The sequence below is a fragment of the Sphingomonas sp. BLCC-B65 genome, from assembly GCF_028550675.1.
GTDB lineage: Bacteria > Actinomycetota > Actinomycetes > Actinomycetales > Microbacteriaceae > Microbacterium.
In genome coordinates this window covers 2,119,777-2,138,932 of record NZ_JAQQGL010000001.1, presented here as the reverse complement: position 1 = coordinate 2,138,932, position 19,156 = coordinate 2,119,777, and the positions used below count along the sequence as shown (strand labels likewise).

Annotated in this window: 17 protein-coding genes; 8 read left to right on the top strand and 9 right to left on the bottom strand. The window is 68.8% G+C overall.

Annotated elements, in window-relative coordinates:
- Nucleotide 1 precedes the first annotated feature (1 nt).
- Nucleotides 2-1,999 (bottom strand): M13 family metallopeptidase, encoded by a 1,998-nt coding sequence (locus tag PP359_RS10125; protein ID WP_499250486.1) that lies wholly within the window; start codon nucleotides 1,997-1,999, stop codon nucleotides 2-4.
- A 162-nt stretch (nucleotides 2,000-2,161) separates the two neighbouring features.
- On the opposite strand from PP359_RS10125, the gene PP359_RS10120 reads away from it, so the two are divergent.
- Nucleotides 2,162-3,481 (top strand): MATE family efflux transporter, encoded by a 1,320-nt coding sequence (locus tag PP359_RS10120; RefSeq protein WP_295819825.1) that lies wholly within the window; start codon nucleotides 2,162-2,164, stop codon nucleotides 3,479-3,481.
- 42 nt (nucleotides 3,482-3,523) lie between these two features.
- Nucleotides 3,524-4,909, top strand: coding sequence for an AAA family ATPase (locus tag PP359_RS10115; protein WP_499250485.1), 1,386 nt, complete (start codon nucleotides 3,524-3,526; stop codon nucleotides 4,907-4,909).
- Nucleotides 4,910-4,921: 12 nt separating this feature from the next.
- Here PP359_RS10115 and PP359_RS10110 read toward each other — a convergent pair whose 3' ends face one another.
- Nucleotides 4,922-5,575, bottom strand: a complete 654-nt coding sequence (locus PP359_RS10110; protein ID WP_036320389.1) for a TrmH family RNA methyltransferase — start codon at nucleotides 5,573-5,575, stop codon at nucleotides 4,922-4,924.
- Nucleotides 5,576-5,750: 175 nt separating this feature from the next.
- Between PP359_RS10110 and PP359_RS10105 the strand changes: the two genes are divergently transcribed.
- Together PP359_RS10105 and PP359_RS10100 are read left to right on the top strand one after the other, a co-directional pair.
- Nucleotides 5,751-7,055 carry an Nramp family divalent metal transporter gene (locus PP359_RS10105; protein ID WP_499250484.1) on the top strand — a complete coding sequence of 435 codons (1,305 nt, stop codon included), beginning with the start codon at nucleotides 5,751-5,753 and terminating at the stop codon, nucleotides 7,053-7,055.
- A 22-nt stretch (nucleotides 7,056-7,077) separates the two neighbouring features.
- Nucleotides 7,078-7,722: a metal-dependent transcriptional regulator gene (locus PP359_RS10100; protein ID WP_039416231.1), complete on the top strand. Its 645-nt coding sequence runs from the start codon at nucleotides 7,078-7,080 to the stop codon at nucleotides 7,720-7,722.
- Nucleotides 7,723-7,916: 194 nt separating this feature from the next.
- Here the strand turns inward: PP359_RS10100 and PP359_RS10095 are convergent, their stop codons facing one another.
- Entirely contained in the window at nucleotides 7,917-8,879 is a 963-nt protein-coding gene (locus PP359_RS10095; protein WP_294944013.1) for an SDR family NAD(P)-dependent oxidoreductase, read from the bottom strand.
- 41 nt (nucleotides 8,880-8,920) lie between these two features.
- On the opposite strand from PP359_RS10095, the gene PP359_RS10090 reads away from it, so the two are divergent.
- Together PP359_RS10090 and PP359_RS10085 are read left to right on the top strand one after the other, a co-directional pair.
- Nucleotides 8,921-9,730 (top strand): HAD-IIA family hydrolase, encoded by an 810-nt coding sequence (locus tag PP359_RS10090; protein ID WP_036320397.1) that lies wholly within the window; start codon nucleotides 8,921-8,923, stop codon nucleotides 9,728-9,730.
- Complete coding sequence (locus PP359_RS10085; protein ID WP_036320399.1) at nucleotides 9,727-10,788, top strand: LacI family DNA-binding transcriptional regulator; 1,062 nt, start codon at nucleotides 9,727-9,729, stop codon at nucleotides 10,786-10,788. The genes PP359_RS10090 and PP359_RS10085 overlap by 4 nt, the downstream gene beginning before the upstream one ends.
- Before the next feature lie 2 nt (nucleotides 10,789-10,790).
- On the opposite strand, the gene PP359_RS10080 is transcribed toward PP359_RS10085, so the two are convergent.
- On the bottom strand, nucleotides 10,791-11,543 hold the full coding sequence (locus PP359_RS10080; RefSeq protein WP_499250483.1) for a hypothetical protein: 753 nt from the start codon (nucleotides 11,541-11,543) through the stop codon (nucleotides 10,791-10,793).
- Nucleotides 11,501-12,289: a CE1 family esterase gene (locus tag PP359_RS10075; RefSeq protein WP_499250482.1), complete on the bottom strand. Its 789-nt coding sequence runs from the start codon at nucleotides 12,287-12,289 to the stop codon at nucleotides 11,501-11,503. Before PP359_RS10075 ends, PP359_RS10080 begins: the two co-directional genes overlap by 43 nt.
- Nucleotides 12,290-12,539: 250 nt before the next feature.
- Between PP359_RS10075 and PP359_RS10070 the strand changes: the two genes are divergently transcribed.
- Nucleotides 12,540-13,757 (top strand): MFS transporter, encoded by a 1,218-nt coding sequence (locus PP359_RS10070; RefSeq protein WP_499250481.1) that lies wholly within the window; start codon nucleotides 12,540-12,542, stop codon nucleotides 13,755-13,757.
- 31 nt (nucleotides 13,758-13,788) lie between these two features.
- Nucleotides 13,789-15,255: a sucrose phosphorylase gene (gene gtfA, locus PP359_RS10065; RefSeq protein WP_499250480.1), complete on the top strand. Its 1,467-nt coding sequence runs from the start codon at nucleotides 13,789-13,791 to the stop codon at nucleotides 15,253-15,255.
- A gap of 18 nt (nucleotides 15,256-15,273) precedes the next feature.
- On the opposite strand, the gene PP359_RS10060 is transcribed toward gtfA, so the two are convergent.
- From PP359_RS10060 to PP359_RS10045, 4 genes are all read right to left on the bottom strand, one after another.
- Entirely contained in the window at nucleotides 15,274-16,362 is a 1,089-nt protein-coding gene (locus tag PP359_RS10060; RefSeq protein ID WP_347417925.1) for a helix-turn-helix domain-containing protein, read from the bottom strand.
- Between the two features lie 84 nt (nucleotides 16,363-16,446).
- Nucleotides 16,447-17,280 (bottom strand): alpha/beta hydrolase, encoded by an 834-nt coding sequence (locus PP359_RS10055; RefSeq protein ID WP_499250479.1) that lies wholly within the window; start codon nucleotides 17,278-17,280, stop codon nucleotides 16,447-16,449.
- Nucleotides 17,281-17,323: 43 nt separating this feature from the next.
- Nucleotides 17,324-18,334, bottom strand: a complete 1,011-nt coding sequence (locus PP359_RS10050; protein ID WP_499250478.1) for an alpha/beta hydrolase — start codon at nucleotides 18,332-18,334, stop codon at nucleotides 17,324-17,326.
- Nucleotides 18,331-19,155, bottom strand: coding sequence for a carbohydrate ABC transporter permease (locus PP359_RS10045; protein WP_476152797.1), 825 nt, complete (start codon nucleotides 19,153-19,155; stop codon nucleotides 18,331-18,333). Before PP359_RS10045 ends, PP359_RS10050 begins: the two co-directional genes overlap by 4 nt.
- Nucleotide 19,156 lies beyond the last annotated feature (1 nt).

The window sequence follows — 19,156 nt, the reverse complement described above, 5'->3', positions numbered from 1 at the left end:
GTCACCAGATGGTGACGCGCTGGTCGGCGTCGAGCCACAGCGCGTCGGTCTCGGTGACGTCGAACGCACGGTAGAACTCGTCGACGTTGCGGACGATCTGGTTGCAGCGGAACTCGTTGGGCGAGTGCGGATCGATCGTCAGCAGGCGGATCGTCTCGGCTTCGCGACCCTTCTGCTGCCAGATCTGCGCCCAGCTGAGCAGCAGCCGCTGAATGCCGGTGTAGCCGTCGATCACGGGACCATCGGCATCCTCGTCGGTCGTGTCGGCGCCGAGCGACAGGCGATAGGCCTTGATCGCGATGCCGAGTCCGCCGAGATCCCCGATGTTCTCGCCGATCGTCAGGGCGCCGTTGACGTGGTGCTCCGCGGCGAGACCCTGCGGCACGAGTTCGTCATACTGGGCGATGAGGGCACCCGTGCGCTGCTCGAACGCGGCGCGGTCGTCATCCGTCCACCAGTCGCGAAGGGCACCGGTGCCGTCGAAGGCCGACCCCTGGTCGTCGAAGCCGTGGCCGATCTCGTGGCCGATCACGGCGCCGATGCCGCCATAGTTGGCCGCGGCATCCCGGTCCAGCTCGAAGAACGGGTACTGCAGGATCGCCGCGGGGAACACGATCTCGTTCATCAGCGGGTTGTAATACGCATTGACCGTCTGGGGCGTCATGTACCACTCGTCGCGGTCGATGGGGGCGCCGAGCTTCGCGATCTGCCGCTCGTGCTCCCACGCGTTCGTGCGACGCACGTTGCCGATCAGATCGGCGCCGTCGACCTCGAGCGCGGAGTAGTCCTTCCACGTCACGGGGTAGCCGACCTTCGGCGTGAACGCGTCGAGCTTCTCGAGGGCACGGCCGCGGGTCTCCGGGGTCATCCACTCGAGGGTCTCGATCGAACGCCGATAGGCCTCGATGAGGTTTGCGACGAGCTCGTCCATCGCCTCCTTGGCCGCGGGCGGGAAGTGACGCTCGACGTAGACCTTGCCCACGGCCTCGCCCATCGCCGCCTCGACGAAGCTGACGCCGCGCTTCCAGCGCTCGCGGTTGACAGGAACGCCCGTGAGCTCGGTGCCGTAGAACGCGAAGTTCGCGTCGACGAAGTCCGACGACAGGAACGCCGCGGAGGCGCGCACGATGTGCAGCCGCAGCCACGCCTTCCAGTCCTCGAGGCGATCCTCGACGAGCAGCGAACCCAGGCCCTCGAAGTAGCTGGGCTCGTTCACGTTGATCTCGGCGAAGCCGTCGCGGCGTCCAGGGGCGACCGCATCCAGCCACGGCGCGAGGTCGACGCCGACAAGCCGCTGCACGTCATCCCACGTCATGAGGTTGTACGTGGCGACGGCGTCGCGCGTGCGCACGTTGTCCCAGTGGTGGGTCGCCAGCTCGGTCTCCAGCGCCAGCACGCGGTCGGCCTGCCGCCCGGCATCCTCACCCTGCGCACCCACCCCGGCGAGGCCGAGGACCGTCTGCACGTAGTCGCGGAAGGCGACGCGGGTCTTGTCGAAGTTGTCGAGGCGGTAGTAGCTCTCGTCCGGCAACGACAGTCCGGCCTGCACGAAGAACGCGACGTAACGCTCGGGATTTCCCGGGTCGGGCTCGATGTAGACGCCGATCATGCTGCCGACGCCTTCCCGCTCCATCTCGCCGACGGTGCGCAGCAGCGCCGGGATGGAGTCGATGGCGTCCACGCGGGCCAACTGGGCCGCGAGGGGCTCGGCCCCGAGCCGCTCGATGCGCTCGGTGTCCATGAAGCTCGCGAACAGGTCGCCGATCTTGCGCGCCTCCGTGCCCGGCTCCGCCGTCGTCGACTCCTCGATGATGGCCCGCACGTCCTTCTCGGCCTGCTCGGCGATCAGGTGGAACGAGCCCCAACGCGCCTTGTCGTCGGGGATCTCCGTACGTTCCAGCCAGGCTCCGTTGACGTGCCGGAACAGGTCGTCCTGAGGACGGATGCCGGGGCTCAACGCGGACAGCTCGATACCCGAGCGAAGGGTGGGGGCGGTCATGCCGTACAGGATACGCGCCGCTTCTGTTCCCACGATCCGAGTTCACCACCCGTTCGCCCGCGGGGTCGTTGCCCGAACACCGTCGGTCGCCGAGCGCGCGCCGCGCGTCGACACGTCCCCCCTCCCGCGGCCCGCGTCGTCCGCCCCCCGTAGGCTCGACGCATGCCCGCGTCGACCCTCAACCGCGAGATCCTCCGGCTGGCGGTGCCGGCCCTGGGTGCGCTGGTCGCAGAGCCCTTGTTCCTGATCGTGGACGCCGCACTGGTCGGACACCTCGGCGTCGTGCCGCTGGCCGGCCTCGGCATCGCATCGGCCGTGCTCCAGACGATCGTCGGGCTCATGGTCTTCCTCGCCTACTCGACCACACCCGCGGTGGCTCGTCGCTTCGGCGCCGGTGATCATGCCGATGCCGTTCGCGCCGGTGTCGACGGACTCTGGCTCGCTCTCGGTCTGGGCGTCGTGCTGGCGATCGCGGGATCTTTGTCGACCCCGGCGCTCGTGGCGCTGTTCGGCGCGGCGCCCGACGTCTCCCACCAGGCGCTGATCTATCTGCAGCTGTCGATGTGGGGCCTTCCCGCGATGCTCATCGTGTTCGCGGCGACGGGACTGCTGCGCGGCATGCAGGACACCGTCACGCCGCTGTGGATCGCGGGCATCGGCTTCGCCCTGAACGCGGCACTGAACGCACTGTTCATCTACGGGTTCGGCTGGGGCATCGCCGGGTCGGCCGCCGGAACCGTCGCGGCACAGTGGGGCATGGTCGGCGCCTACGCCGTCGTGATCGGCCGACTGGCGCAGCGGCACTCGGCATCCCTGCGTCCGCAGCGCGACGGTCTGCGCGGATCGGCCGCGTCGGGGGGCTGGCTGTTCCTGCGCACCGTGTCGTTGCGCGCGGCGTTTCTCGCGACCGTGTTCGCCGCGACCGCGCTGGGTACCGATGAGCTGGCCGGGTGGCAGGTCGCGTTCACGATCTTCTCGACCGCCGCCTTCGCGCTCGATGCGTTGGCGATCGCCGCGCAAGCGCTCATCGGTCGGGGCCTCGGGGCCGGCGATGAGTCGTTCGTCCGCCGTGTACTCGGCCGCACCGTCGCGTGGGGGGTGTGGTTCGGCGTGATCGTGGGCGCTGCGATCGCGGCGCTGTCGGGCGGGATCGGACTCGTGTTCACCGGGTCACCCGAGGTCGCCGCGCTCGTGCAGCCCGCGCTTCTCGTGCTCGCGGCCGCGCAGCCGGTGTGCGGTGTGGTCTTCGTGCTCGACGGCGTGCTGATGGGAGCCGGCGACGTGCGCTACCTCGCGGCGGCGGGCGGCCTCAACCTCGTCCCGTACCTGCCGGCCCTCGCGGTGCTGTGGCTGGTGCATCCCACCGGGGCCGTCGGCCTGATGTGGCTCGCCGTCTGCTTCTTCGGCGTGTACATGCTGGCGCGGCTCGCGACGCTCGCCTGGCGCGTGCGGCGGCCGCAGTGGGTCACCGCCGGGGCGTGAGCGGCTGTTGTCTCCCCTCGCGGCGCGACCTAGCCTGAAACGGTGACTGCCGAAGACGACCTGCTGGCTCAGCTCCGCGACCTCGTGCGGCGACTCAACGAGATGCCCGACGACCGCGAGCCCACCCTCACCGAGCTGGGGCTGCGCGTACAGCAGCACCTGGGAAGCGACCCGTCTGCGCTGCCGGTCACCGTGGAGAACGTCTCCCCTCATCGACTCATCGACATCGATCTCGCGCTGGACGATCTGGGCGGCGACTCGGCGACGCTCCTCGGAATCTCCGGAGGCACGGCACGACACCACGAGGATTTCGCCTCAATGCTGCGCAGCCTGCATCGCGGGTTCACCGCCGACGCCCCCGTCGACTACACGAGCATGGCCGACAGCCCCCACACGACTCGGCACGTCGTCGCGCTCGGGCTTCGTCTCCTGCACATCGACGACCACCCCATCGCTGTCCTGCAGCGTGCCGCAGACCGGCGCTTCGGCCGCGACACCGCCACACTCGAAGTACTGGCTTCGACGCCCGCCACGGCGGCGGCCTTCATCGATCGTGTCCGGGAGCGCGCCAATGAGCTGAGCGTGGTCCGCGGACAGGTGGTCACCTTCGGTCGCAACGACTACGGACACGGCGTCGGCTCGATGACGTTCCTGCCGCGACCCGAGGTGTCCGCGGCATCCGTCATTCTGCCGGGCGGAGTGTTGGAGCGCGTGCGCGACCACGTCGTCGGCGTGGCGGAGCACGCAGACGAGCTCCGGGCGCATGGCCAGCATCTCAAGCGCGGCATTCTGCTGTACGGACCGCCCGGGACCGGGAAGACGCATACCGTGCGACACCTGCTGCACGAGATGCCGCACGCGACCGCTGTGCTCCTGCAGGGCGGCGCTCTCGGGGCCATCGGCGAGGCGGCCCAGCTCGCGCGAGCGCTGGCGCCCGCGATCGTCGTTCTGGAAGATGTCGACCTCGTCGCCTCCGAGCGGGGCATGTTCGGACTGCAGCCGCTCCTGTTCGAGGTACTGGATGCGCTCGATGGACTGGATGGAGATGCCGACGTCGCCTTCGTGATGACGACGAACCGTGCCGACGTCCTCGAGCCCGCCCTCGCTGCGCGGCCCGGGCGTATCGATCTGGCGCTCGAGATTCCGCTGCCGGGCGCGGAGGCCCGCCGCGCACTGTTTCACCTGTACGCGAAGGGCCTCAGGCTGAGCAGAGCCGCTCTCGACGCGGCGGCCGCCGATGCCGACGGGACGACGGCCTCGTTCGCGAAAGAGCTGATTCGCCGCGCCGTCCTGCGCGCAACCCTCAATCGCCGCGAGGCCGACGACGAAGACCTGCGGACCGCCTTCACCGAGCTTCGCGAGAGCACCGAAGGAATCTCCCGCGTATTGTTCGGCGGCGCCGATGCCGCGGGTGTTCCGCAGCCATGATGGGAGAGGGCGTCATGCCCAGCGGCGGCACCACTCGTACATCACGACGGCGGCCGCCGCGCTCGCATTGATCGAGCGCGTCGACCCGTACTGGGTGATCTCGACGACGGCGGATGCCGCCGCGACCGCCTCGGCCGACAATCCCGGCCCCTCTTGACCGAATAGCAGCACACAGCGTTCGGGCAGTTGGGCGCGATCGACCGGCAGCGAGCCGTCGACGTTGTCGACTGCGATCACGGGGATCGCGGCATCCTCGGCCCATGCGGTGAATGCGGCGACGTCCTCGTGGTGCCGCACGTGCTGATAACGGTCGGTGACCATCGCGCCACGACGGTTCCACCGCCGCTTGCCGATGATGTGCACCTCGGCGGCGCCGAACGCATTGGCGCTGCGCACGATCGAGCCGATGTTCATGTCGTGCTGCCAATTCTCGATGGCGACGTGGAACGGATGCCGGTGCTCATCGAGATCGGCCACGATCGCCGCCATCGTCCAGTAGCGGTAGCGATCCACGACGTTGCGTCGATCGCCGGTCGCGAGCAGCTCCCGGTCGTAGCGCGGATCATCGGGCCACGCCGGCGGGCCGCCCGGCCACGGCCCGACCCCGACGGGGAGCTGCGGCTCGGCCGCCGCATCCTCGAGCTCGGGGTCGGTGCGCTCGGTCATCGCTCCAGGCTACCGACCCTGATCGTCCGGCCTGCCGGCCGCCCTGCGTAACTCCGCCTGAGGGTGCCGGAAAGCGCGTCGCGCAGGCACTTCCCGCTACTCAGGCGGAGTTACGCGCACACCGCCCCACGCCTGCAATATTTCGGCCTCCCGAAATCTCTGGTAATTTTTCGGCATGCCGAAAAATCTCTCGCCCATGCTGGAGACGCCCGGTCGCACGGTTCGAGCCGCGCACAACGATGCCGCGCCGTCGCGAGCACGCCGTGCGGCATGGCTGCTGGGACCGGCGCTGGTCGCCGGCGTCGCCTACCTCGATCCCGGCAATGTCGCGAGCAACATGACCGCGGGGGCGCGCTTCGGCTACCTGCTCGTCTGGGTCGTCGTGCTCGGCAACGCGATGGCGTGGCTCATCCAGTACCTGTCCGCCAAGCTCGGCATCGTGACGGGACAGAGCCTCGCCGAGACCCTCGGCGACCGCCTGCGCTGTCCCTGGGCGCGCCGCGCCTACTGGCTGCAGGCCGAACTCGTCGCCGTCGCCACCGACGTCGCCGAGGTGATCGGCGGTGCCGTCGCGCTCTGGCTGCTCTTCGGCGTGCCCCTGCCCGTCGGCGGCCTCATCACCGGGGCCGTCTCGATCGCGCTGCTGCTCATCCAGCAGCGCCGCGGAGCCCGCAGCTTCGAGTTCGTCGTGATCGGTCTGCTCGTGGTGATCTCGATCGGCTTCACCTACGGAGTCTTCATCGCCCCGCCGGATGCCGCGGGCGTCGCCGCCGGCATGATCCCTCGATTCGAGGGATCGGAGTCGGTGCTGCTCGCGGCATCCATCCTGGGCGCGACGATCATGCCGCACGCGATCTATGCCCACAGCGCCCTCGCCCGCGACCGTTTCTCCGCGGTCGGCGCGCGCGCCGCCGACCGCGCCGTCGCGACACCACGCCTGCTGCGCGCGACCCGGTGGGACGTCACGATCGCCCTGGCCGTCGCGGGCACGGTGAACCTCGCGATCCTGCTGCTCGCCGCCGCCAACCTCGCCGGCGTCGAAGGCACCGACAGCCTCGAGGGCGCGTACACCGCGCTGTCGGCGGGCCTCGGTGGCGCCGTCGCGACGATGTTCGCGATCGGCCTGCTCGCGAGCGGTCTGGCGAGCACCGCCGTCGGCGCCTATGCCGGCGCGGAGATCATGCACGGCCTGCTGCGCGTGCGCGTGCCGCTGATCGCGCGGCGCCTCGTCACGCTGGTGCCGGCCATCGTGATCCTCGCGCTCGGGGCCGACCCGACCTGGGCGCTGATCCTCAGCCAGGTGGTGCTGAGCTTCGGCATCCCGTTCGCGCTCGTGCCGCTCGTCGCCCTCACCGCCCGCCACGACGTGCTGGGGGTGCACCGCAACCGCTGGTGGACGACCCTTGCGGGTGTCGTCGCGTCGGTGTTCCTCATCGCTCTGAACGCACTGCTGCTGTGGCTCGTGCTGACGGGCCCATAGTCACGGCCGGTAGCCTGAGAGCGTGGCTGCGAACTCCGTCGCGATCGACGACTACCTGAAGACGATCTACCACCACACCGAGTGGCAGCCCGCGCTCATCACCTCGTCGCAGCTGGCGGCCGAGCTGAAGCTCGCCCCGTCGACGGTCACGGAGATGGTGCAGAAGCTCGTCGCACAGGGTCTCGTCGACCACCGTCCGTACGGGCCGGTGGCGCTCACCGAGCAGGGCCGGCTGCGCGCGGCATCCATCATCCGTCGCCATCGCCTGATCGAGACGTGGCTGGTGCAGGAGTTCGGCTACGCGTGGGACGAGGTGCACGACGAGGCCGAGGTGCTCGAGCATACGATCAGCGACCGCCTGCTCGCCGGCATCGCAGAGCGGCTCGGGCATCCTCGCTTCGACCCGCACGGCGACGCGATCCCGGATGCCGAGGGCAACGTCCACCGCCTGCCGTTCGTGCTGCTGTCGGCCGCCGAGCTCGGGCACGCGGGTGAGGTGCTGCGGGTCAGCGACCGTGACCCCGAGCTCCTGCGCGCGCTGGAGGGAGCGGGCATCGATGTGGGGCACCGCCTCGTGGTCGCGGGAGCCGACGTGGTCCGCGTCGACGACGGCGCGACCGTGACGCTGCCCGCCGGCGCGGCCGGTGCAGTCTGGCTGACCGCCTGACCCGGGTTGCGCCCCGCCCTCGCCCGGCGAGGCTGCCCCCGGCGTGGCTGCCCCCGCCGCGGGGATGTCCCAAAAGCCGTCCCCTCCGGGGCCTCCACACCGCACAATCTGGGACACGCCCCGCTATAAGTGGGACACGGTCGGGGGCGATGGGGGGCATCGCGACCGTGGCGCGGAGGGGCTGGCCGGCAGTCTCAGCGCCGCCAGAGGCGCCGCGGACGGCTGGCCTTGAGGTAGGGCCAGGTGATGCCGGTGGCGTGCTCGCAGTAGTCCCAGAGTCGGGTGGCGATGTCTTCGCGCCGGGCCAGCTTGCTGGCTTGACCGAGCGCGGGCGGGCCGGCGACCAGTCTCGACGGCCCCCAGAACTGGCCACCGATCGCCTCCGGATCGACGAGCGCCCGCACGAGCGGCCACGCTCCACGCTCCTTGGACTGCGTGATCGGAGCCTGCAGGTTGTCGACGAAGCGCGTCATCCGCGTGGGCTCGTTGATGCCCAGGATGCCGCGGGTGCGCCCGCTGATCGCGTACCCGGGATGGGCGACGAGGCTGGCAATCGGCACGTTCGCGGCCCGCAGGCGCCGATCGGCCTCGAAGCCGAGAGCGGTCGTCGCGACCTTCGACTGCACGTAGGCCCGCCACGGCGAGTAGTTCGTCGCCAGCTCCGGGTCGACGGGGTCGTAGTTGCCCATCGCGGTCGACATCGACCCGACCCACACCATGCGACCTCGACCGGCGGCGAGCGGTAGCAGCAGCTCGCCGGCGAGCGCGTAGTGGCCGAGGGCGTTCGTCGCGAAGACCACCTCGTGCCCGTCGGCGGTGGTCTCGCGGTGGCGCGGCGGGTGCACGACGCCGGCGTTCAGCAGAAGCCCGTGCAGCCCCGCGCGACCGCGCACCGTCGCGGCGGCGGCGCGTACGGAGCCCAGGTTGCTCGTGTCGAGCAGGAGGGTCGTGATCTCGGCATCCGGCACCTGACGGCGCACGGCGACGCGTGCGGTGGCCAGCTTGTTCGGGTTGCGCCCCGTCATGATCACGTGGGCGCCCGCCTCGGCGAGCTGCAACGACGCGAAGAAGCCGAGCCCAGCCGTCGACCCGGTGACGAGGTAGCGTCTGCCGGTGAGGTCGGGGAGCGTCGTCGGGTCCCAGTCGTCGCGTGCCACGCGTCGAGACTACGGCCGGATCGCCCCGCTAGGCTGGCCCCATGCGGACACGCGCCGATATCGAATGCTGGCTCACCGACATGGACGGCGTCCTCGTCCACGAGAACAAGCCGATCCCCGGGGCCGCCGAGCTTCTCGAGCAGTGGCGCGACGCGGGCACACCGTTCCTCGTGCTGACGAACAACCCGTTCTACACACCACGTGATCTGAGCGCGCGGCTGCGCATCTCGGGGCTGGAGGTCCCCGAGGATCGCATCTGGACCTCCGCGCTGGCGACGGCCGAGTTCCTGCGCTCGCAGCACCCCGGCGGCACGGCATTCGTCATCGGCGAAGCGGGCCTGACGACCGCGCTCCACGAGGCGGGGTACGTCCAGACCGAGACGCAGCCCGATTACGTCGTGATCGGCGAGACGCGCAACTACTCGTTCGACCGCATCACCCAGGCGATCCGCTTCATCAACAACGGCGCACGCTTCATCGTCACCAACCCCGACGCCACCGGCCCGACTCCCAGCGGCATCGTGCCGGCGACCGGCTCGTTCGCCGCGCTGATCACCCACGCGACGGGCAAGGCCCCCTATGTGGTCGGCAAGCCGAACCCGATGATGTTCCGCTCCGCGATGAACCGGATCGGGGCCCACTCGGAGAACACCGGCATGATCGGCGACCGCATGGACACCGACGTCGTCGCCGGCATCGAAGCGGGCCTGCACACGATTCTCGTCCGCACCGGCATCTCCGACGACGCCGAGATCGAGCGCTATCCGTTCCGCCCCGACGAGATCGTCGACTCGGTGGCTGATCTGCTGGCCGATGAGCCGGCGGAGTCCGAGATGCCCGAGGGGCTGTGACGGAGCGCAGCTCCGGTCGGCGGGTCACCCTCACCGAGGTCGCAGAGAGGGCAGGCGTGTCGCGCTCGGCGGCCTCGTTCGCACTGAACGGCCGCCTCGACCAGCGCCTGTCCGTCGAGACGATGGCCCGCGTCCGTCGGGCAGCCGACGAGCTCGGCTACCGCGCGAACGTCACCGCGAAGACCCTGCGCACCGGCCGCTCGGGCACGGTCGCCCTGGTATCGGACTTCGTCAGCTCGACCTCCTTCGCCAACTCGATGGTGCGCGGCGCGCTGGAGCGCCTGCGCGAGGCGGGGCTGCTGCTGTTCACTGTCGACACGCAGGGCGATGCCGAGATGGAGCGCCGCTTCCTCGACGATCTCGTCGCGCGCGACATCGACGGCATCCTGTACGCGTCGATGTTCACGCGGCGCGTGACGCCTCCGGCGTCGGCGCGGCACACCGCGCTCGTGCTCATGAACTGCGAAGCCGATGATGCGGCGATCAGCTCGGTCGTCCCCGACGAGCGTGCCGCGGGCGCGACGGCGGCCCGGCTGCTGCAGGAGGCCGGCCACGATCGCGACATCTGGTTCGTCGGCACGCTCGCGCCCGGCCGCACCGGCGGCAGCGCGTGGCACGAGTGGGGTCCGGTCGCGCTCCCCCGCCGCCTGGAGGGCATCCGCGCTCAGCTCGCCGCCGCGGGCACGCAGCTCGCCGGCGAGGTCGCCGTGGACGACGACTGGACGGTGCACGACGGGCGGGATGCCGCGGAGCGTCTGCTCGCGTCAGGAGCGCGCCCGCGCGCGGTGATCTGCGTCAACGACGCGGTCGGGGTGGGCGTGTTCCAGGCCCTTCGACGAGCCGGACTGCGGGTACCGGACGACGTGTCCCTCGTCTCCTTCGACGGCGGTGTTCTCGCCGAGGCGACCGATCCGCAACTGTTCTCTCTGCGCCTTCCGCAGGCCGAGATCGGCCGGCGCGCCGCCGACCTCCTGCTCTCCCCCGATGAGGGCATTCGGCACGAGCTCGTCGAGATGCCGGTGAGCGGTGGCGGCACGATCGCGACGCCGCGCGCCTGACGTCATCCGCGTCTGCTGCCATCCTCGCCGGCCAGCAGATCCCGGATGAGCACCGCCATGTTCCCCGACAGTCGGGCATGGTGATCGGTGACGTAGAGCACCCCGGAGTGTTCGGATACGTGGAGATCCATGATCGCCGCGGCGAACCACTCGAGCGCGACGTGCAGCTCTCCCTCACGCAGCACAGCCTCGGCGAGCATCGCCGTCACACGCCCGTCCACGACGCATCCGACGTTCCCCCGGGCGAACTGGAGCACGCGGCCGTCGGCCAGCCGGATCACGACGCAGTCACCGGTTGAACTCGATTCGAACTGCGCGTCGAAGACATCCGCGATGAGACCCAGAGGCGCGTAGAGGTACGAGCCGCGCACCAGCCGCGCACCGCCTCGACCGTGGTACTGAGCGCTCTCCCATGCGAAGGTCGCCGTCGGGAGCGGCCGGCACTGGCCCGACACCCACGCGTGCGAGCACCCGTCCGCGATAGCGATCGCGAAGTCGTCGCCACGGCGAGGAAGCTCGGAGGCGCCCGTGTGCAGACGCCCGTCCGCCGCACGCCGAAGACCCGAGAAGAAGTAGTCCCATACGAGTTCCGCGTCGTCGAAGGTCTGCCCATGGTCGCGGTTGCGCACATCGCGGAAGACATAGTCCGCCCGCTCACCCCGATAGAAGGCGAAGTTGCTCACACCGCGGATTGCGATGGCCGGCTTCTCGCTCACACCGTTGACGCGCAGCCAATACTCGCGGTTGTCGCGCACCAGCGCGATGTTGTCGTCGGTGAACGGGTGCGGCCCCTCGTCGAGGTCGAGTCGCGACTGCCAGAGCGGAACGGGACCCCCGTGTTGACCACCTCGCCCTCGGCGTCGAACAGCAGCGACGGGTCGATCGGCGCTCCCGATCCCGCAGCCCCCGACAGGAGGTGGCCGACCTTCCTCGCGAACGTCGACGTCATGGCTTCACCCATGGACATCCCGTGCAGGAAGACGCGCTCTCGGTCGATCGAGTAGGCACTCGCGGCCCAGTCGATCAAGCCGCGGATGAGGAGAATGTCGTGATTCGCCTCCGGATCCTCCACCGGCGCATTGAGGTAGAGCCCCTCGGGGTTGGGTGCCGTCATCACCGGAACCCACTGCGGGGCGATGTCGATCGTCCAGAACCGCCGTGCCGCGGCATCCGGAAAGACGACGATGAAGCCTTCGCGATCGGCGACATTGGTCCAGGACGAGTAGACCGCCTGACCCCACCCCGTCATGAGACCGCCGTGCAGGGAGATCACGAGCGGACAGCTCCTGTCCGCGGCGTACGACTCGGGGACGTAGGCGTACCACCGATCGGTCGAACCCGGGACGATCTCGCCGGTGCACTCCTGCAGCAGCGGTGGATACGGCTGTGAGTTGTTCCCGTTCTCGTTGACGACGATCTCGGTGTTCTTCAGGTACTCGGGAAGGTAGTGGCGGTTGTCGTCATCCGGGATGCCGGGCCTGACTGCCGTCCGTGTGGTCATGAGGCTGCCTCGCTCCTGCTGCGTGTGCACGCGGCCCTGAGCGGCACCGCGCGGTTGGTTCACTATCCCCCGAGAACGCGCTCATTCTCAGCCGCCGTGTGGCGGATAACGACAGCGAGATTGCGTCCGCCGGGCGGATCAGCCGCGCAGGCGGCCTCAGCGACCATGGCTATGCCGCCGAAGCGGGGGCGACTGCGGCGATACCGCCGAGGTGATGGTGGCCGCGAATGCCGAGGAGAAGGGGTGGCGGATGAGACCTCCGCGTGCTGATCGGCCGCCGATCTGGACAGCGCGTTTCGTCAGCCTGTTCCTCATCAACTTCGTCATCACGTTCGCGCAGTTCATGACCCTGGTTCTGGTGCCCAAGCTCGCGTCCTCACTCGGTGCGAGCTCGCTGATGGTCGGGGTCGTCGCCGGCGTCTTCGCGGTGACAGCCCTCGCGGTGCGTCCGGCAGTCGGCTGGACGACCCTGGTGGTGCGCCACAACTATCTTCTCGCCGGCACGGTGGGCCTCATTCTGGTCGCGTTCGTGATGTATGGGCTCTCGGACAGCGTGCCCGTGCTCATCGGCGCACGTCTGCTGCACGGCGCGGCCATGGGGTTCCTTGCCCCCGTGACCCTCGCGATGGCCAGCGAAGCCCTGCCCCCGAGCCGCATGGCGCAGGGAATCGGGACCTTCTCCCTGGGGCAGGCTCTGAGCACAGCCCTCGGCCCCTCGGTCGGGCTATGGATGCTGGCGAGCGTCGGCTACCGGACGAGCTTCTTCATCGGCGCGGGCGTCATGCTCGTGTCGGCGATCATGGCCCTGCGCCTGAGCTCTCCTCCGGCGCAACGTCCGCGCGATGTCCGCTTCCGCTGGTCGTCCTTCATCGCCCCCGAAGCGCTTCTGCCTGCGGCAGTGATGTTCTTCCTGGCCGGCGCGTTCTCGGGCGTCAACACCTTCATCGTCCTGTACGGCGAGGCCCGCGGCGTGGAGGAGATCGGCCTCTTCTTCGCCGCCTACGCGCTGTTCATCGTGCTGTCCCGGCCACTGGCCGGAGCCCTCGGAGACGCGCGCGGCCTGTCGATCGTCATCATCCCGGGGATGTTGGTGTTCGCGATCTCGTTCGTGCTCATCGCCAATGTCGACAGCCTCGCGGGGTTCCTCCTGGCGGGGGCGGTCTCGGCACTCGGCTACGGCATCTGTCAGCCCGCCGTCCAGACGTGGGCGTTGACGTCCGTGGAGCCGGATCGCCGCGGGCTTGCGAGCAACACCAATTACATCGGCGTCGACCTCGGCTATCTCATCATGCCGATCGTCGGCGGGTGGATCGTTGCGGCGGACGTCAACACGGGAGCATCGACGCAAGCGGCGTACTCGATGATGTACCTGACGTTCATCGTCCCCGTCGCCGTCGGCCTGATCCTGTTCCTGCTCAGTCGCCGTCACCGTCCCCCTCGTCGGACGCTGGCACCCACCGCGCCCTAGTGGCCTCGCCGACCCCTCGAAAGGACCTCTCATGAAGCCCGTCGTCAACCAAGCGATGCTCATCACCTACGCGGACAGCCTCGGCGGCAACCTCCGGGAGCTGGACCGGGTGCTGAAGACGCACTTCGACGGCGCCTTCGGCGGGCTCCACATTCTGCCGTTCTTCCCATCGTCCGGCGATCGCGGCTTTGCGGTGATCGAGTACGACATCGTCGACCCCGCGTTCGGCGATTGGAACGACATCGACGCCCTCGGCGCGCGGTACTACCTGATGGCCGACTTCATGATCAATCACGCCTCGATCCGCTCGGCCGAATTCCTCGACTACATGCAGCGCGGCGATGACTCGCCGTACCGACGGATGTTCATCCATTGGAACGAGTTCTGGGGTGATCGCGAGCCCACCGAGGCGGAGATGAACGCGCTCTACCGCCGCAAGGCCCACGGCCCCTACCTCGACGTGACGCGCGACGACGGCACGGTCGTGCGCCTGTGGAACACGTTCTTCGCCGAGCAGGTCGACATCGATCCGTGGCAGCCCGTCACGCAGGAGTACTTCGCCCGCAACCTCGGCCTGCTCGCCGATCATGTCGCCCTCGTCAGGTTCGATGCGTTCGCCTACGCCGCCAAGCGCCCGGGCACGAGCTGCTTCTTCGTCGAGCCGGAGGTCTGGGACGTCCTCGAGATCGGCATGCGACCGCTGCGGGAGCGTGGCACCGAGATGCTGCCGGAAATCCATGAGAACTACCGGATCCAACTCAAGATGGCCGACAAGGGTCATTGGGTATATGACTTCGCGCTGCCCATGCTGACGTTGCACGCGCTCTTCACCGGGCGAACGGATCGGGTGCATCACTGGCTCGAGATCTGTCCGCGCAAGCAGTTCACGACGCTGGACACGCACGATGGGATCGGTGTGGTGGATGTCGTCGGTCTTCTCGAGGACGATGAGATCGACGTCGTCGTCGCGCGCGTCAACGCCCGGACGGAGCACCTGCGCGAGATCCTCCCCCTGCCCGCATCGGTGATCCGCCAAGGCGAGAAGGGCGCTCAGCGCTACCAGCTCATGTCCACGTTCTACTCGGCGCTCGGCGAGGACGACACGAGCTACCTCCTCGCGCGGGTGTTCCAGCTGTTCGTCCCCGGCATCCCGCAGGTCTATTACGTCGGCGCGCTCTTCGGGTCGAACGACGCCGCGGCGCTGGCAGAGGCGGGGGACGCACGCGCGGCGAACCGCCACAACTACACGACGGAGGAGATCGCCGAGCAGATCACCAAGCCCGAGATCCAGACTTTTCTCGACGTGCTGCGCTTCCGTAACACCTTCCCCGCCTTCGGCGGCGATTTCACGGTGATCGAGGAAGCACCCGGGGTGCTCGTTCTGACCTGGCAGGATGCCGAGAGCACGGCCGCCCTTCGCGCCGACTTCCGCCGACGCACCTTCACGGTCGACGCCCAGCGAGGAGCCGAGAGCAGCGTGACCATGTTCCGCTCGTGAAAGCGACCGCCGGTCGACTCAACGGGCGGGGTCGTCGAAGGGCCGTGGGGTGAGGCGCACGTCCTGTTCGAGGTTCTCCGGGGTGCCGAAGGAGGCGTAGCGATGTGCAGCGCACGCCAGCCAGAGATGATAGGCGTGTCGGGCGTTTCCCAGGTTCAGGTTGAACTGCTGCTGAAGCCTGTCGATCCGCTTCTGCACCGTGGAATGGTGCAGCCCGAGAAGGTCCGCGGCGCCGCGCACCGAACCCGTCTGGGTCACCGCGGTGACGGTCTGATCGAGCCACGGCAAGTTGCCGGCCTCGATGGCGCTGACGACGGGAGATTCGAGGATCTCCTCGGTGCGTGCGCGGAGGAACAATGGCGCGAGAACCCCGAGCTTGTCCCAGACCAGCGCCTCCCCCGGCCGGGCCATGCGCAGCACGATGACGGCCCGCTTCCATGACCAGAGCAGCTCGGGCACGGCCACCGCGGGACCGATGCCGAAGCGCACCTGTCCGCCCACCTGGGAATCCATCTCGACGGGTGCCGGCCGGATCGTGGCCCCCACCTCGACGCCCCGCACGACCGCGGTCGCGTGCAATCCGTCTCCGGCATCGGCCGGCAGGTGCGCGACGACCTGGTAGGTGCGCGTCGCATCCAGCTTCAAGGCCGAGAACAACTGCCGACGCCGTTCCTCGGGGATGGGATCGTTCAGGAGCGTCGCCCAGGCCTGTCGAGGATCGGGAGCGAGCGCGTCCAGTCGATCCGCCCATCGCCGAACGGCGTGAGCGACCCGCTCGAGGACGAGCCCGTGAGTGGCGTCGAGCTGCTCGGTCTCGATCCACGCCCAGCCGTCACCGCCGGCACCGAGCGGGACACGTGGCCACGTCTCATCGAGCTCGGCGGGAGAAGAGTCACGGATGCGCTCGCCGCCGGCCGCGACACGCAGGGACAGTCCGCGCTCGGGATGGCGAACGCCCACGACACGGCCGGTCAACGCCGCCGCGCCCCGGACGTAGGCCTCGGGGCCCACGCCGCGGGCATCGAGCGCATCGAAGTAGTCGACCACCCGCAAGGCTGCCGCCACCGAGTCATCGTTCAGCGCCAGACGGGCGAGAAAGTCTCTCACTCGGTTCCACCCCCTCCGGTGGTCGGCGATCGTCGTACAGTATCACCGGCCCAGCGACGGAAGGCGCCCACCCCGACCGTCCGCTCAGGCCATGTCGACGTCGACGTCCGGAAGGCCGAAGAAGTCGAAAGCATCCTGAATCGCGAGGTCCCAGAAGTCCCACTCGTGGGTGTACCGATCGCGAATCAGGAACTCGGCATCCAAGCCGATCTCCTGCGCGTGAGCCTGGAACGGTCGCAGCGTCTCCATCACGTAGTCGTCGGCCGCGCCGCACGCGAACAGGAGGCGAGGGAGAACACCGGTGCCGGCGTTCTCGTCGAGCACGCGCCAGACGTTCTCCTCGGAGGCGAGAAACGCCTCCACGCCGCCGGCGTTGTCGACCATTCCCTCCAGCCGCGCGGCGAACACATCCCCCGACCGGAAGTACTCGGGCGTCAGATCGGAGAACTCGCGAGGGCTCGCCGAAAGCGCCGCTGCAGCCGCGAAGCGCTCGGGATTGCTCGCGGCGATGGTGAGGGTACCTCGGCCGCCCATCGACAGGCCCGCGATGAAGTTGTCCTCACGGCGCGAAGAGACCGGCAACCAGTTGTAGACGAGTGGCATCAGCTCATGGAGCAGATAGTCGTTCATGTCGTAGCCGAGCATGAAACGGCTCCAATTGACGTAGTTGCTGTTCAGGCCGCTGGGCATGACCACGGCGACACCCTTGCGTGCGGCGTAGCGCTCGACGTTGGTTTTGCGCACCCAGTCGGTGTGGTCGCCGAACGTGCCATGAAGCAACCAGACGACGGGCAGATCGCGATGCTTCGCGTAGAACTCACTCGGGTCTTCCTCGCGTGGCATGTCCGGCAGGATCACGCTGAAGGCCTGGTTCGAGCGGAGGTACTTGCTCTCGGTGTTCATCGTCAACAGCGCCATCGGGAAACTCCTCGGATAAGGGTGGACGTCACGTCGGTGTCGGTCAGTGGTCGCGAGGCGCGGTGGTGCCTTGGAGAGCCCGGCCGAGCCGCCGAGAAAGCCAGTTGCGGCGAGAGTCGAGGACTCCCTGTGTCACGGTCGCGTGCGTGTAGGACTGGAATCCATGGAACCCGCCGCTCCACACGTGCAGTTCCGCGTCACCGCCCTCACGCCAGATTCGCGTCGCGTAGTCGACGACCTCAGTCCGGAAGATCTCGGCAGATCCCACCTCCAACAGCGCGGGGGGAAGTCCGGCGAGTGACTCGACGCACGCGGGCGCGTTTGCGCCCGCTGCTGCGACGCCATCGGGGCCGAGGGTGAGCGCCCAGGCGGCGCGGTTCTCCTCACGATTCCACGGCCCGTCCGGCACCTGGCGAGTGGAGTCGCCCTCGGCGCGAGGGTCGAGCATGGGCGCCATCAGCAACTGCCCACATAACGGCGGACCGCCGCGCTCGCGAGCGAGGATGGCCGTTCCGGCCGCGAGTCCGCCTCCGGCGCTCAGCCCCGCGATCACGATGCCGTCGGGATCGATTCCGAGTTCGCTCGCCCGCTTGTGCACGTCGCTCAGCACCGCGTAGCAGTCCTCGACCGGTGACGGCGCGATCACCTCGGGGACGAGGCGGTAGTCGACGGTGACGACGCTGGCACCGAACTCCTCGACCCAGCGGCGGTACTCGATCGCCGAGTCCCACGGGCTGCCGACGACCATTCCCCCACCGTGCACGTAGACGATGCAGGGGCGGGGCGCGGGCGATGCCGCCTGACGGACGTGGTGGTACGTGATCTCGGCGCCGTCGTGAGCGGTGACAGTGAGATCATCGATCAGGATCCCGGCATCCTCGAGCGCCGTTCGTCCGGCCAGCGCCCATTCCCGCACCCCCTCTCGCACCGAAGCCAGGTTGCCGGGTTCGAAGTCCAGGACGTAGACCCCGGCGACCTGCAGAGACGCTTCGAGCTCGGGATCGTAGTCAGGCCGCGGCGTGCTCTTCGACGAGGGCGGGATCTCTTCGGTCATGACTTCACCGACCCCTGCAGGAGTGCGGCGCTGAACTGGCGCTGGAAGATGACGAACACCAGAAGGGTCGGGATCATCATGAGAAGCGCGGCAGCACACAGCATCACGACGTCCGTCGCATGGGCCCCTTGGAAGCCCGCAAGGGCACCACCGACCGTCCGCTTGGACGGGTCATCGATCATCACGAGAGTGAGGATGAAATGGTTCCAGGTCCAGAGGAAGCTCAGGATGACCATCGTCGAGATCGCGGGCCGCGCCAGCGGGAGCTGGACCTGCCAGAAGGTGCGGAACGGCCCCGATCCGTCGAGCTGAGCCGCCTCTTCGAGCTCGGCCGGCATGCCCAGGAAGTGGGAACGCATCCAGAAGATCCCGAACGGCATCTGCAGCGCGGCCAACGGCAGCGCGACACTCCAGGGGGTGTTGGTGAGACCCAGACCCTGCATCGTCAGATACAGGGGTGTGATGAGACTCTCCGTGGGGATCGTCAGACCGGCAAGGAAGAGCACGAAGATCACCCCCGCCAGCGGTACGCGCAGCCATGTCAGACCGTAGGCGGCCATGGTAGCGCCGAGGACCACAAGAGGAACGACGATGACGACGAGCGTGGCGCTGGAGAGCATCAAGGTCGGGAAGTTCGCCAGTTCGAACGCGGTGGCGAAGTTCTCCCAGTGCAACTCCCGCAAGAACGAGATGCCCGACGGCAGCGTGTTCGCGGGCGAGAGTGCGACCGACAGCAGCGCGACGAACGGAAGGAGCGTGAAAAGGATCAGCAGGATCAGCACGATCCTGCTGGTGATGCGTTCGGTGAGTGAGACGCGCATG

Excerpts from the sequence above, each read along its gene's own strand:
- PP359_RS10045 (WP_476152797.1), bottom strand. The coding sequence starts at position 19,155 with ATGCGCGTCTCACTCACCGAACGCATCACCAGCAGGATCGTGCTGATC.
- PP359_RS10075 (WP_499250482.1), bottom strand. The coding sequence starts at position 12,289 with ATGACCACACGGACGGCAGTCAGGCCCGGCATCCCGGATGACGACAAC.
- PP359_RS10055 (WP_499250479.1), bottom strand. The coding sequence starts at position 17,280 with ATGGCGCTGTTGACGATGAACACCGAGAGCAAGTACCTCCGCTCGAAC.
- PP359_RS10125 (WP_499250486.1), bottom strand. The coding sequence starts at position 1,999 with ATGACCGCCCCCACCCTTCGCTCGGGTATCGAGCTGTCCGCGTTGAGC.
- gtfA (WP_499250480.1), top strand. The coding sequence starts at position 13,789 with ATGAAGCCCGTCGTCAACCAAGCGATGCTCATCACCTACGCGGACAGC.
- PP359_RS10120 (WP_295819825.1), top strand. The coding sequence starts at position 2,162 with ATGCCCGCGTCGACCCTCAACCGCGAGATCCTCCGGCTGGCGGTGCCG.
- PP359_RS10105 (WP_499250484.1), top strand. The coding sequence starts at position 5,751 with ATGCCGAAAAATCTCTCGCCCATGCTGGAGACGCCCGGTCGCACGGTT.
- PP359_RS10090 (WP_036320397.1), top strand. The coding sequence starts at position 8,921 with ATGCGGACACGCGCCGATATCGAATGCTGGCTCACCGACATGGACGGC.
- PP359_RS10050 (WP_499250478.1), bottom strand. The coding sequence starts at position 18,334 with ATGACCGAAGAGATCCCGCCCTCGTCGAAGAGCACGCCGCGGCCTGAC.
- PP359_RS10070 (WP_499250481.1), top strand. The coding sequence starts at position 12,540 with ATGAGACCTCCGCGTGCTGATCGGCCGCCGATCTGGACAGCGCGTTTC.
- PP359_RS10110 (WP_036320389.1), bottom strand. The coding sequence starts at position 5,575 with ATGACCGAGCGCACCGACCCCGAGCTCGAGGATGCGGCGGCCGAGCCG.